This window comes from Collinsella stercoris DSM 13279 (genome assembly GCF_020735465.1).
Classification (GTDB): domain Bacteria; phylum Actinomycetota; class Coriobacteriia; order Coriobacteriales; family Coriobacteriaceae; genus Collinsella; species Collinsella stercoris.
This window is the reverse complement of sequence record NZ_CP085935.1, coordinates 1,546,562-1,559,620: the sequence shown is the minus strand read 5'-3', so window position 1 is coordinate 1,559,620 and position 13,059 is coordinate 1,546,562. Positions and strand designations below refer to the sequence as shown.

Annotated in this window: 11 protein-coding genes; 9 read left to right on the top strand and 2 right to left on the bottom strand. The window is 63.1% G+C overall.

What is annotated here, in order from left to right:
• The first annotated feature begins 632 nt into the window (after positions 1–632).
• From LK434_RS06705 to nagA, 9 genes are all read left to right on the top strand, one after another.
• On the top strand, positions 633–2,429 hold the full coding sequence (locus LK434_RS06705; RefSeq protein ID WP_006719870.1) for a glycoside hydrolase family 35 protein: 1,797 nt from the start codon (positions 633–635) through the stop codon (positions 2,427–2,429).
• Position 2,430: 1 nt separating this feature from the next.
• A complete protein-coding gene (locus tag LK434_RS06700; RefSeq protein ID WP_006719871.1) occupies positions 2,431–2,895 on the top strand; it encodes a PTS sugar transporter subunit IIB in 465 nt (154 codons plus the stop codon).
• Between the two features lie 98 nt (positions 2,896–2,993).
• Entirely contained in the window at positions 2,994–3,878 is an 885-nt protein-coding gene (locus tag LK434_RS06695) for a PTS mannose/fructose/sorbose/N-acetylgalactosamine transporter subunit IIC (RefSeq protein ID WP_006719873.1), read from the top strand.
• Positions 3,868–4,701 (top strand): PTS system mannose/fructose/sorbose family transporter subunit IID, encoded by an 834-nt coding sequence (locus LK434_RS06690; RefSeq protein ID WP_006719875.1) that lies wholly within the window; start codon positions 3,868–3,870, stop codon positions 4,699–4,701. Before LK434_RS06695 ends, LK434_RS06690 begins: the two co-directional genes overlap by 11 nt.
• 350 nt (positions 4,702–5,051) lie before the next feature.
• Complete coding sequence (locus LK434_RS06685) at positions 5,052–5,687, top strand: hypothetical protein (protein WP_006719879.1); 636 nt, start codon at positions 5,052–5,054, stop codon at positions 5,685–5,687.
• A gap of 312 nt (positions 5,688–5,999) precedes the next feature.
• Positions 6,000–6,428 (top strand): PTS sugar transporter subunit IIA, encoded by a 429-nt coding sequence (locus LK434_RS06680; protein ID WP_006719883.1) that lies wholly within the window; start codon positions 6,000–6,002, stop codon positions 6,426–6,428.
• Between the two features lie 117 nt (positions 6,429–6,545).
• Entirely contained in the window at positions 6,546–7,277 is a 732-nt protein-coding gene (locus LK434_RS06675) for a GntR family transcriptional regulator (RefSeq protein WP_006719886.1), read from the top strand.
• A gap of 111 nt (positions 7,278–7,388) precedes the next feature.
• Positions 7,389–8,552, top strand: coding sequence for an SIS domain-containing protein (gene agaS, locus LK434_RS06670; RefSeq protein WP_006719888.1), 1,164 nt, complete (start codon positions 7,389–7,391; stop codon positions 8,550–8,552).
• Between the two features lie 228 nt (positions 8,553–8,780).
• Positions 8,781–9,941 (top strand): N-acetylglucosamine-6-phosphate deacetylase, encoded by a 1,161-nt coding sequence (gene nagA / locus LK434_RS06665; RefSeq protein WP_006719892.1) that lies wholly within the window; start codon positions 8,781–8,783, stop codon positions 9,939–9,941.
• A 210-nt stretch (positions 9,942–10,151) separates the two neighbouring features.
• Here the strand turns inward: nagA and LK434_RS06660 are convergent, their stop codons facing one another.
• Both LK434_RS06660 and LK434_RS06655 read right to left on the bottom strand, forming a co-directional pair.
• Positions 10,152–11,807: a UDP-glucose--hexose-1-phosphate uridylyltransferase gene (locus LK434_RS06660; RefSeq protein WP_006719894.1), complete on the bottom strand. Its 1,656-nt coding sequence runs from the start codon at positions 11,805–11,807 to the stop codon at positions 10,152–10,154.
• A 24-nt stretch (positions 11,808–11,831) separates the two neighbouring features.
• On the bottom strand, positions 11,832–13,043 hold the full coding sequence (locus LK434_RS06655) for a galactokinase (protein WP_006719896.1): 1,212 nt from the start codon (positions 13,041–13,043) through the stop codon (positions 11,832–11,834).
• Between the last annotated feature and the right edge of the window lie 16 nt (positions 13,044–13,059).

The following is a 13,059-nucleotide window of genomic DNA, read 5'->3' as shown; positions in this document are numbered from 1 at the left end:
CGGGAGGATGAGGAATCGCGGCGAGCGTTTACGGACGTCTCGCTCGCGTGCGGACACGCCCGTTCGGTATGTCACGTCGCACCGCGCTTCAATGTGGAGGCGCCCGCCCATTCGCGCGCCGCGCCTGCGCGTGAGGAAGCATCCCACACGGCATGCCACGACGTGCCCGTGCGCTCACGAGGAGGCACCCCGCCCCGGTTGCTTGCCCGGGCGCTCCGCCCGCGCACGTGGAAGCACCCTCCCTCCGGCCGTTCGGTGAGCGATGCACGGCGGCCCGCGGAGCGCATGGGACGCGCGAGAGAATGCGTACGTACGCATTTTTAGGCCGGTATTCGCCGCGGCCGACGATGCCGTCTGACGGTGGATATACTGCTGGTTTAGTGGTCGTAACCACTTCCAGACGCTGGTATCTACCTATTCCGAACAGCCAAATTGCTCCCAATAGTTATATTTAGCTGGGAAAAGAGCGAAATACCGTTCACCGGCTAAAACATACCGCTTGCAGACCAGTACACAATTTGACTACATCCCTGAAGATTTCATCGCATAATTATTGCCCGACGGAGGGACAATGGTGACCAAGCAACTTGAACCCCCCCGTCAATTGCTTTGTAGCCGATGCAAGGAGTCGCATGCGCACATTCCAGATTGCAGATAAGTTCCTGCTCGATGGTGAGCCGTTCACCATTCTGTCAGGCGCTATCCACTTCTTCCGCGTGCACCCTAGCGACTGGCATCATTCCCTCTACAACCTCAAGGCCATGGGCTTCAACACGGTTGAGACCTATGTTCCCTGGAACGCCCACGAGCCCCGCCCGGGCGAGTTCAACTTTTCCGACGGCCTGGACCTCGGCGCTTTCCTGGATGAGGCGGCGGAGCTCGGCCTGTACGCAATCGTGCGTCCCACGCCGTTCATCTGCGCCGAGTGGGAGTTCGGCGGCATGCCCCCGTGGCTGCTGGCCGACCGCTCCATGCGCCCGCGTTCCAACGACCCCAAGTTCCTCGAGCGCGTTGCCGCGTACTACGACCAGCTCATGCCGATTCTCGAGCCCCGTCAGATCACGCACGGCGGCAACATCATCATGATGCAGGTCGAGAACGAGTACGGCTCTTACTGCGAGGACAAGGATTACCTGCGCGCCATCCGCGACCTGATGCTCGAGCGCGGCGTCGACGTCCCGCTGTTCACCTCCGATGGCCCCTGGCGCGGTTGCCTGCGCGCCGGCTCCCTCATCGAGGACGATATTCTCGCCACGGGCAACTTCGGCTCCCGTTCCAAGGAGAACCTCGAGGCGCTCGCCGCGTTCCACAAGGAGCATGGCAAGAACTGGCCACTCATGTGCATGGAGTTCTGGGATGGCTGGTTCAACCGCTATGGCGAGGACGTCATCAAGCGCGATCCCCAGGATCTGGCCGACTGCGTGCGCGAGGCCCTCGAGCTCGGCGCGAGCGTCAACCTGTATATGTTCCACGGCGGCACGAACTTCTACTTCATGAACGGCTGCTCGGCGCGTCATACGCACGACCTGCCCCAGGTGGCCTCGTACGATTACGATGCGCCCCTGAGCGAGGAGGGCAACCCCACCGAGAAGTACTTCGCGCTGCAGCGCGTGGTGCACGATCTGTTCCCCGACGCCTGGCAGGCCGAGCCCCTCACCAAGCAGGCGGTCGCCATCGATTCCATTCCCGCGACCGATCACGTGAGCCTTTTCAACGTGCTCGACGCGCTCTCCGAGCCGGTGAGCTCCCAGTATCCCCAGCCCATGGAGGACCTGGGCCAATCCTACGGCTTCATCCTGTACACCACCTCCATCGAGCGCGACCGCATGGACGAGGAGCGCATCCGCGTCATCGACGGCCGCGACCGCGCCCAGGTGTTCGTCGAGGGCGAGCTCGTCGCCACGCAGTACCAGGAGCACATCGGCGAGGACATCAAGTGCGTCCTGCCCGCCGAGCACAATCGCCTGGACATCCTGGTCGAGAACATGGGCCGCGTGGGGTATGGCCACAAGCTTTTGGCCGACACGCAGCACAAGGGCATTCGCACCGGTGTTTGCGTCGACCTTCACTTCATCACGGGCTGGGAGCAGCGCTGCCTGCCGCTCACCAGCATCGAAGGCATTGATTTCTCCGCGGGCATGGTCGAGGGTCAGCCGGCCTTCCACCACTTCGAGTTCACGCTCGATGAGCCCGCCGATACGTTCATCGACACCACGGGCTTTGGCAAGGGCTGCGCGTTCGTGAACGGGGTCAACGTCGGGCGTTATTGGGAAAAGGGTCCCATCATGACGCTCTACGTCCCGCACGGCTTCACGCGCGCCGGCGTCAATGAGCTCGTTATGTTCGAAACCGAGGGGACCTACGCGGACGCGATCTCCCTGCGCTCCGAGCCCCTTGTAGTACCCATTGAAAAAGAAGGAGTTGAGTAACATGATCGTTGGAGCCCGTATCGACTTTCGCCTGATCCATGGCCAGGTGGCCAACCTTTGGTCCAACGCCCGTCAGGTCAGCCGCTTCATGGTCGTTGACGACGAGGTCGCCACCGACGACACCCAGAAGCAGGTTCTCCGCATGGCTTGCCCTGCTACCTGCAAGCTCTCCGTTCTCCCCGTGGAGAAGGCCGCTGCGAACATCACCGCTGGCAAGTATGACGCCCAGCGCCTGTTCATCGTTGCCAAGAAGCCCGAGACGTATGTGCGCCTGCTCAAGGCCGGCGTCAAGCTCGAGCAGCTCATCCTCGGCAACATGACCACCATGGATTCCGTCAAGAAGTTCGGTCGCAACATCAACTGCGACCAGGGCGACTTGGATGCCTTCGCCGAGATCAAGGCTATGGGCGTTCCCATGGTCGTGCAGCTCACGCCCCAGGACAACCCCGAGAAGTTCGAGGGCTAATTCCCATTTGGCGCTTAGGTCGCGAAGGGAGATGCGCGGCTTAGTTATAGCGTTTTGTACTGTCGGATCTGTAAACTCGTTATTAAAGGAGGAAAACCATGTTTGCTTGGTGGCAGATTCTTCTGTTGACCCTGTACGCAGGCTACCAGATCATGGACGAGCTCCACTGGTACACCAGTGCCGGTTCCGCCGTCTTCGCCGGTATGATTTCCGGTCTTGTCATGGGCGATTTGACGACCGGTCTTTACATCGGTGGTTCCATGCAGCTCACCATCCTGGGCGTCGGCACCTTCGGCGGTGCTTCCCGTATCGACGCTAACTCCGGCACCATCATGGCCACGGCCTTCGCCGTTGGCGCTGGTATGGACCCGGAGCAGGCTCTGGCCGCCATCGGCGTGCCGGTTGCCGCCATCCTCGTGTACACCGATATCGCTGGCCGTTTCGCCAACACCTTCTTCGGTCACATGTGCGATGCCGACGTCGAGAAGATGAACTGGGGCGCCTACAACGTCCACTACTGGCTCGGCGCCGTGTCCTGGATGCTGTCCCGTATGGTCCCGGTCTTCCTGGCTCTGGCCTTTGGTCAGCCCCTGGTCGAGGCCGTCACCACCGCCCTCAATGGCGACCTTGCCTGGCTCGGTAAGGGCCTCACCGTGGCCGGCGGCTGCCTGCCTGCGGTCGGCTTCGCCATCCTGCTTCGCTACCTGCCGGTTAAGAAGCACATCGCCTTCCTGCTCCTGGGCTTCGTTATCGCTGCCCTCATGGGCACCCTGTTCTCCGGCGTTGGCGCCCTCAGCGGCAACATCGCTGCCGTGAATGGTGCTCTGGCTGAGCCCGTCGAGGGCCTCGCTGGCGTGATCAGCAACATGTCCATGCTGACCATCGCTCTCATCGGCTTCGCGCTGTCCCTCATTTACTACAAGAACAACCAGCGCCCCGTCGCTGCTGCTGCTGTGGAGGAGGACGACGACGATGAGCTCTAAGCTTCCGAACGGTACCACTGGGTACAAGCTGACCAAGGAAGACCTTCGTCAGATCAACATTCGCAACCTCATCGGTTTCCAGGCTGGCTGGAACTACGAGCGTATGCAGCACTCCGGTTACCTGTGGATCATCCTGCCTCAGCTGCGCAAGATCTACGGTGACGACACCCCCGAGCTGAAGAAGGCTGCCCAGACGCACTGCGGTCCGTTCTTCAACACCTCCAACTTCCTCAACACGATCATCACCGGTATCGACCTGGCGATCGAGGAGACCGACGGTGTGAACGGCCTCGAGGCTGTCGCCGGCCTCAAGACCGGCCTGATGGGCCCGCTCGCCTCCATCGGCGACTCCATCTTCGGCTCCCTGCTGCCCACCATCTTCGGTGCTCTGGCCGCCAACATGGCCATCGCCGGCAACCCGCTGGGCATCTTCATCTGGGTCGCCGTCAACATCGTTGTTGACTGGTTCCGCTGCAAGCAGACCCACATGGCCTATGAGCAGGGCATGAAGCTCGTCACCACCATGTCTGACAAGCTCAACGCCATCACCGACGCCGCTACCGTCATGGGCGTCTTCATGGTCGGTGCCCTCGTCGCCACCAACGTCGGCATCGTCATCGACGCCGTCCCCGTGATCGGCGGCGTGCCGGTCAACCTCCAGGGCATCTGCAACAACATTTGCCCCAAGCTCGTGCCCGCTGCCCTCGTCGGCTTCGTGTACTGGCTGCTCGGCCGTAAGGGCATGACCTCCACCAAGGCGATCTTCATCGTTCTGGTGATCTCCATCGCCCTCGGCGCCCTCGGCATCATCGCCAAGGGCTAAGGAGCACTCGCTCTCTTCGTGGCGCCTGCAGCAAGGCGGGCGCCACACCGAGTCCCTCGGGACGTAGACGTGCACTTCCAAGACGGCTCGCCGTCGCATTCTCCCGGAGGTGCACGTCTTTTTTCTATTGAGGACGAGCGCGTCCGACCACGGAATGCGAGGTGTATCCTCAATGCCGCCGGTTCTGGGGCGCTCCCTCGTATGCAGTGGAGGGACGTTCGGCGCGATCCCGCCCCCGGCTTTTCCGCGGGATGCCGGCACCCGTGCGATTCTCGATATTCATTGCGGCTCCGTGACCGCAGTGCGCATCGAGCATCACATGGCATATCACGTAAGAGAAAGGGCAGCGCATGCTTGAGTGGAACCCGTTGACCATCGCGGTCGTCGTGCTGATCGTCGTGTACATCATCGGCTCGGAGGTGCTCAAGAAGTACCTCGACATGAAAATCGAGATGTTCTATACCGCCGAGATGTACCAGGAGGCCATCGACCTGCTGGACAAGATCTACACGCGCATCCTCTTTTCCACGTTCAAGCAGTACTACCTGCGCTTTACGATTTATGAGGCGGACGGCAACAACAAGGCCGCCGAGCTCATGCTGGAGCATCTGCTCAACATGCGGGTCTCCAAAAAGCGCCGCCTCGCCCTGGTGCTCCAGGCCTTCAACTTCTATGTGATGAACGGGCGCCGCAAAGACGCGCAGGGCATGCTCGATGAGATCAAGGCCTCGGGCAACCAGGCCGTCATCGCCGACAGCCAGCTTACGTACGACATCGTTTTGGGCAAGCGCTGCGATAAGATCGACCAGATGGAGGGCATGCTGCAGCAGGCCGACCCGCAGACCCGCGCCAAGCTGTATCTGCTGCTTGAGCACCAGTACGCCAACAAGGGCGACAAGCGCAACGCCGCCAAGTACCGCAACCTCTCCCACAAGCTCGTCGAGGCCCATCGTGTTCGCAGGCCGCAGGATGGCGCCAAGCGGTAGGGGTGGGTTGGTTACTGGTTGAACGTGCGATACCAGTTCAGAACTTCTCCATACGTCTGTGCTCGAACGCAGTAAGCGCATTCGCCAGTCCTTTTGGCAGGGCTCGTTTGACTTGCTTGTTCATTTATGAAGAATCGCAGCATATACGCGATAAACGGTACTTATTAACCGGTGAGCGGTAGGTATTTACCCCTGTCTCATATGCTGCGCGTGAGCGCTCAGTAAGTTGCTATCATGGTAACGGGTAATGTGGTTACTACCAGTTATCCAAGCGTAATCTCGTCATTATCAAAGGCAGAAAGGAGCCTGTTAATGGTCGGTTTTGTCCTTACTGGTCATGGTCAGTTCTCGAATGGTCTCAAGAGCGCTGTCGACATGGTCGCCGGCGACCAGCCCAACTTCGCGATTGTTCCCTTTGAGGGTTCCGAGGCCGTTACGTTCGGTGACGACCTGCGCAAGACGATCACCGACATGGCCGCCGAGTGCGATGGCGTCCTGGTCTTTGTGGACCTGTGGGGCGGTACGCCGTTCAACCAGTCCATGATCATCTCCAGCGACGTCGAGAACATGGAGATCGTCACCGGCACCAATCTGCCCATGCTCGTCGAGCTGGTCATGACCCGTGCGTTTGGCGACCCCACGCTTGAGGAGCTCGCCGAGCGCGCCGTCACCGTCGGCGCCGAGGGCGTCAAGCACACCCACTTTGAGGCTGCCACCGACGACGATGACGATGAGATGTAATCGTTCGTCTTTGCACTTCATTCATTGATGGTTGGTTCGTGGCGCACGGGTTTTACCTGGGCCCGCGAACCTTTTTACCATCACGGTACTGTTCACGTATGTATGTAAGGATTCCCCATGGCGATGGGCGCGCGCAAACAACCGCTCTACGACCAGCTTGTCGACATTCTGTCCGAGAAGATCGAGCATGAGTACCGTCCGGGCGACTTGATGCCGTCCGAGCGCGAGCTCTCCGAGCGCTACGGCCTCTCTCGCACCACGGTGCGATTGGCCCTGCAGGAGCTCGAGCGCCTGGGGCTCGTTGTTCGCCAGCATGGTCGTGGCACGTTTGTGGCCGATCGCTCCGCCCAGACCACGAACCTGATGCAGGCATACAGCTTTACCGAGCAAATGCGCGGCATGGGGCGTGACCCTTTGACGACGATCCTCGAGTTTAGCGAGGTTGAGGCCGATAAGAACCTCGTTGAGCACATGAATGTCCGCCTGGGCGAGCGCCTGTTCAAAATCAAGCGCCTGCGCTCTGCGGACGCCATGCCCATGATGGTCGAGCGCACCTACTTGCCCGCGCGCAAGTTCCTCACGCTCAGGCGGCCCATGCTAGAGCAAAAGCCCCTGTACGACATCATCGAGCAGGATTTTCACGAGAAGATCAACGTGGCTGAAGAGGAGTTCTTCGCCAGCATCGCTCGTCCCTCCGATGCGCACATGCTCGACATCTCCGAGGGCGCGCCGGTACTCGATTTGGTGCGTACGACCTACAACGTTCACAATGAGATCGTGGAATACACGCTCTCGGTGGCACGTGCCGACCAGTTCAAGTACAAGGTCATGCATCAGCGCAACGTCTAATGGCTTTTTACGTGATTTAGGGATACAATGTCCTTAACTGGTTACAACCAGCATACCATTGTTCTGTAAACCTCCTAGTACATCCGTTTTTACGATTGAGAGGTATTAAACATGTTTGAGATGACCACCGATCAGCTCAACGAGATGGGTGCCCTTAACACCACCGTTGAGATCAAGCAGCAGCCCGAGCTCTGGCTCGACACGCTGAACATCTACAAGGAGAACCTCGAGGCCATCGAGGCCTTCCTGGCCGACGCTCGCGCCATGGGCGAGGGGCGTCTGTCCGTCGTGTTCACCGGCGCCGGCACCTCCGACTACGTGGGCGACACCTGCGCCCCCTACCTGCGTCACGCGGGCGACACCACGCTCTACGACTTCAAGCCGATCGCCACGACCGACATCGTGTCCGCCCCCCGCGACTTCCTGAACCCCGATGAGCCCACGGTCGTCGTGTCCTTCGCTCGCTCCGGCAACAGCCCCGAGTCCCTGGCCGCCGTCCAGGTTGCCAAGACCTTCGTGAAGAACGTCAAGTTCATCAACATCACCTGTGCTCCGGAAGGGCGCCTCGCCGTCGAGTCTGAGGGCGACGCCGACCAGCTCACGCTGCTCATCCCGCGCGCCAACGACAAGGGCTTCGCCATGACCGGCTCCTACAGCTGCATGACGCTGCTCTCCACCCTCATCTTCGACACCGCCTCCCTCGAGCAGAAGACCGCGTGGGTCGAGGCCATGGCCAAGCTCGGCGAGGACGTCATCGCTCGCGAGGGCGAGATCGCCGAGTTCCTGTCCGGCGACTTCAACCGCGTGACCTACCTGGGTTCCGGCTCCTTCGGCGGCCTTGCCCAGGAGGCCCAGCTCAAGATCCTCGAGCTCGCTCATGGCCTCGTCGCCACTTCCTACGACACCTCCATGGGCTATCGTCACGGGCCGAAGTCCTTCGTTGACGACAAGACCCTCGTGTTCGTGTTCGTGAACAACGACGAGTACACCCGTCAGTACGACCTCGACATCCTGAACGAGATCAACGGCGACCAGATCGCCGCCAAGACCATCGCCATCCAGCAGGACGGCGCCACCAAGTTCGACGGCGCCTCCTTCACGCTGGCCGGCGAGGCCCTGCCCGAGGCCTACCTCGCCCTGCCGTTCGTGATGGTCGGCCAGGTCGTGTCCCTGCTCAACTCCGTGCGCGTGGGCAACACCCCCGACACCCCGTCTCCCTCCGGCACTGTGAACCGCGTCGTCAAGGGCGTGACCATCCACCCCTTCGAGGCGTAATCCTCGCTGAGAGCTCCCATGTGGCGCCCGCCCTGTCCCTAGGACGGAGCGGGCGCCTTTTTATGTGCGACCTTTCTATGGGCCTTATCGATAAGGGCCCTTTCCCGCTTTGGTCGGTCGTCATGTATCGTGCGCGCGTACATGCGTGCAAAAGGGGATGGCGCGCCGGGGCGGGGCTCATTTGGGTATAACCGTTTTGTCTGCATTGATACCGTGTTAGGAGTACACATGAGCACGTATGCAATTAAAGCCGATGCCTTCTACCTGCCCGCCCGCGTTGCGCGTGGCGGCTACCTGATGGTCGAGGACGGCGTGTTCGGCGAGTATGTGACCGAGCAGCCCGATTGCGAGATCGTCGACTACACCGGTCGTGAGATCGCCCCCGGCTACGTCGACACGCACATCCATGGCTTTGACGGTGCCGACATCATGGATTGCAAGGCCGAGAGCGTCGCGACGATTTCCCGCGGCATCCTCCGCAACGGCGTGACCAGCTACCTGCCCACCACGCTCACTGCCAGCACCGAGCAGCTCGAGAGCGCCTGCGCCTCCGTCGCCGAGTACGTCGAGGCGGGCGACGATGCGCCGCACGCTCGCATCCAGGGCATCTTCCTCGAGGGCCCCTTCTTTACCGAGAAGTACAAGGGCGCCCAGAACCCCGCTTATCTGTCCGCGCCGACCATGGAGAAGCTCAACAAGTGGCAAGACGCCGCCCATGGCCTGGTAAAGAAGATCGCCGTCGCTCCCGAGTATGAGGGCGCCGTCCAGTTCACCGCCGACGCCGTCAAGTCCGGCGTCGTCGTGGCGCTCGGTCACTCCGCCGCGACGTGCGCCGAGGCCCAGGCGTGCCTCGATGCCGGCGCCAAGGTCTTTGTCCACACGTACAACGGCATGAGCGGGCTGCATCATCGCGAGCCCGGTATGGTGGGTGCCGCCCTGTCCACCCAGGACAAGTCGTACTCCGAGCTCATCTGCGACGGCCACCACGTCAACCCCGTCTCCGCGGGCATCGTGATGCATGCCAAGGGCCACGAGCACGTCGCGCTCATCACCGACTGCATGTGCGCCGGCGGTATGCCCGACGGCGATTACTTCCTAGGCGAGCTGCCCGTCGTGGTTGCCGAGGGTACCGCGCGCCTTAAGGACGGCGGCTCGCTCGCCGGCTCGATCCTCAATATGAAGGACGGCGTCAAGAACGTGTTCGACTGGGGCGTCGCCACCAAGGCGGAGGCCGTTTACATGGCCAGCCAGGCCCCTGCCGAGGCAAACGATATCGCCGATGTCTGCGGCTCGATTCGCCCCGGCCGCAACGCCGACTTCGTCGTGCTGAACTCCGACCTGACCCTCGTCGAGACGTATCTTGGCGGTGAGAGCGTCTACAAGGCGTAAGACGCCCGGGTACGCCGGCGGTCGCGCTGCCGGTGATCGGACCTCACAAGGTAAGCCCTCCTGGATCGTGAGACCCAGGAGGGCTTTTTGCTGGCGTGGACGCCCCGGCGTGCGCACCCCGACGGGGACGACCTAGCGAGGTGTTCCGGCGCGGACGCCCCGGCGAGCTGGAGCGCCCGTGGGGGCCGGCGCCGGGGCGAAAGAGGTCGGCTAGAGCGAGTCGATAAAGCGCTGCTGGGCGGCGCGACCCTCGCCGTCCCACTTAAAGACGCCGGCGTTTTCAAGCACGTGGCCGAACACGACGCCGACCTCCTCGAGCACGATGTCGTGCGCGGAATCGGCGCTGATCTCGTCGTGGCGCGTCGCGTAGACCTCGGCCGCCCAAGCGGCGTGGCTGGCGGTCGCATCGGCGGCCGAGAGCCTGTCGAGCACCTGTTCGGAGGAGAGGCGCTCGTCGGCGCCCTGAATGAGGACACGCTCGACGGCTGCCATCTCGTCCTTGAGGCGCGGCGGCAGAATGGCCAGGCCCATGACCTCGATAAGGCCGATGTTCTCCTTTTTGATGTGGTGGTACTCGGCGTGCGGGTGGAAAACGCCCAGCGGGTGCTCGTCGGTGGCGATGTTGCAGCGCAGGGCGAGGCAGAGCTCGTAGCGGTCCCCGCCCGCGTGTCCGGCGGAGTCGACGCGCCGGGCGATGGGGGTCACGGTGTTGTGCGGAACGCCGTCGTCGGTGCGCGCGATGACGCCCACGGACTCATCGGTCCAGGACCGCCAAGCGTTGATGACGTGCTCGGCGGCATCGATGAGCTGGGTGCGGTCGTTGCTGCGCAGGCGAAGGACCGATAGCGGCCAGCGCACCACGGCGCCCTCCACGTCCGGATAGCCGTCGATGGAGAAGGACCCCACGACGGGAGCCTTCATCATGGGGAACTCGTGCGCGCCTCCCTGGAAATGGTCGTGCGAGAGGATGGAGCCGCCCACAACCGGCAGGTCGGCATTCGAGCCGATGAAGTAGTGGGGGAGTGCATCGACAAAATCGAGCAGGCAGGTGACGGCCGCGCGGTCGATGTGCATGGGGCGATGGCTCGTGCTCATGGCGATGCAGTGCTCGTTGAAGTACGCATAGGGGCTGTATTGCAGCCCCCAGCGCTCGCCGCCCAGCTCGATGGGGACGATGCGCAGGTTCTGACGTGCGGGGTGGGCGCTGCCGCTCGCGGCGGAGCGTCCGGGGTAGCCCTCGTTCTCGATGCACAGCTGGCAGGCGGGGTACACCTCGCCGGTGTTCTTGGCGGCGCCGGCGGCGGCAATCTCGCGCGGGTCCTTCTCCGGCTTGGACAGGTTGATCGTGATCTCCAGGTCGCCCCACTGCGTGGGTGCCTCCCACGCGACGTTGCGCGCGATGGCCGCACGGCGGACGTAGCCGCAGTCGCAGCACATGCGGTAGAACCAGTCGGTCGCAGCGTGGCGCTCGCCGACGTCGAGGCGCCCGCGGAACTCCGTTGCCACCTCGGAGGGACGGGGCATGAGCGCGCCCATCACGCGCATGGCGATGCGGTCGCGCCCGCTCGCGGTGTCCTCGGCGGCGCCATGCGCCACGGCCACCTCGGAAATGAGCGCCAGGGCGGCCTCGAGGTCGTAATCGTCCGCGGGCGATGGGTTGAGCACGCTCGTGTGCGGCTTGTCGGCCAGCACCCATTCGGTTGCGGGGGCGGGACCCAGCGCCGCCACGCAATCGAGGACGGTGTTGTAGGCCCACACGCGGTCGGCCCATCCGATGAGGCCGCGCGTGGCGCAGTAGTCCACCAGGGACTGGATGGTCTGCGCGCACGCCTCGGGGGTGGGCGTCAAGGTGTTCATGTCGGTCATGGTGTTCCCTTCTGGAATCTGGGCCTACAGCCAGCCGGCGTATGCACCGCTCTCGGAGATGGCGTAGTGGCGGCAGGAGCCCTCGCCCAGCCAGGCGTCCATGCGCGCCATGAAGTCGTCGACCATGTCGACCGGCACGAATGCCTGGATGGTGCCGCCAAAGCCGCCGCCGTGGATGCGGACGGCGCCGCGACCGTTCAAGATGTGCTCGGCAAGGCCGAGGGCGTACATGGCGGGCTGGGACTTGCCGAGCTCAGCGGTGACGTTTTGCAGGTACATGGCGGAGCTGGCGCCCGAGGCGCGGGTGAGGGCGAGGAAGGCGTCGATGTCGCCGTCGTTCAGCGCCGCCCAGCGGCGATCGACGAGGTCGTTCTCGTACCAGTAGTGGATGCAGCGGATGACGGCGCGGTCGCCGAACTGCTCGCGCAGCGCGGGGATCTTGGCGTCGAAGTCGGCGCGGGAGACCTCGCACAGGCGGTTCTTGCCAAATTCCGCGGCGACGGCCTGCATCTCGCCGGGGACGGCGGCGTAGTCGTCGGTGGATGCGGCGTGGTCGGCTCCGACCTTGACCAGGACGAGCCCGTAGCCATGGTCCTCAAAGTTGAGCTCGAGCTTCTTCGTTGCGGGGCGGTCGGTGTTCTCAAAGTCCATGTACGCGAGGCCGCCGAGGCACACGGCCGCCTGGTCCATGAGGCCGCAGGGCTTGCCATAGTAATTGTTCTCGGTGCGCTGGCTCATCTGGGCGAGCGTGACCGGGTCGACCTCGTCGGAGCCCCAAAGGGCCTCCATGGCGCGGCCATAGGCGGCCTCCACCGCCGCGGAGCTGGACAGGCCGCCGCCGGACGGCACCGTGCAGGTAAAGGCAAAGTCAAAGCCGGAGGGCGTGCCGCCGAAGGAGGCGATCTCGTGGGCCATGCCGCGCACGAGGGCCTCGGAGGTCCCGAGCTCGTCCTCGCGAACGGCGAGGCTATCGAGCGAGATGGAGAAGGTGGGGAAGCCCTCGTCGACGATGCGGATCTCGTTGGTGCCGTTCGCCACGGCGATGCCGTCCACCGAGACGTCGAGCGCGCCCGCGATCACGTGGCCGCCCTCGTGGTCGGTGTGGTTGCCGGCGATCTCGGAGCGACCCGGCGCGTGCACGTAGAGGACGCGGGCGTCGGCGTCGATGGCGCCGAACTCGGACTCGAAGAGCGCGCGGGCGCGGTCGAGGCCGGTCTGGTTGGCGATGATGGTCATGACAGGTTCCTTTCCT

Bases quoted from the DNA above. Each gene is read 5' to 3' on its own strand.
- nagA (WP_006719892.1), top strand. From the start codon at position 8,781: ATGAGCACGTATGCAATTAAAGCCGATGCCTTCTACCTGCCCGCCCGC.
- LK434_RS06655 (WP_006719896.1), bottom strand. From the start codon at position 13,043: ATGACCATCATCGCCAACCAGACCGGCCTCGACCGCGCCCGCGCGCTC.
- LK434_RS06660 (WP_006719894.1), bottom strand. From the start codon at position 11,807: ATGACCGACATGAACACCTTGACGCCCACCCCCGAGGCGTGCGCGCAG.
- LK434_RS06680 (WP_006719883.1), top strand. From the start codon at position 6,000: ATGGTCGGTTTTGTCCTTACTGGTCATGGTCAGTTCTCGAATGGTCTC.
- LK434_RS06685 (WP_006719879.1), top strand. From the start codon at position 5,052: ATGCTTGAGTGGAACCCGTTGACCATCGCGGTCGTCGTGCTGATCGTC.
- LK434_RS06700 (WP_006719871.1), top strand. From the start codon at position 2,431: ATGATCGTTGGAGCCCGTATCGACTTTCGCCTGATCCATGGCCAGGTG.
- LK434_RS06690 (WP_006719875.1), top strand. From the start codon at position 3,868: ATGAGCTCTAAGCTTCCGAACGGTACCACTGGGTACAAGCTGACCAAG.
- LK434_RS06695 (WP_006719873.1), top strand. From the start codon at position 2,994: ATGTTTGCTTGGTGGCAGATTCTTCTGTTGACCCTGTACGCAGGCTAC.
- agaS (WP_006719888.1), top strand. From the start codon at position 7,389: ATGTTTGAGATGACCACCGATCAGCTCAACGAGATGGGTGCCCTTAAC.
- LK434_RS06705 (WP_006719870.1), top strand. From the start codon at position 633: ATGCGCACATTCCAGATTGCAGATAAGTTCCTGCTCGATGGTGAGCCG.
- LK434_RS06675 (WP_006719886.1), top strand. From the start codon at position 6,546: ATGGCGATGGGCGCGCGCAAACAACCGCTCTACGACCAGCTTGTCGAC.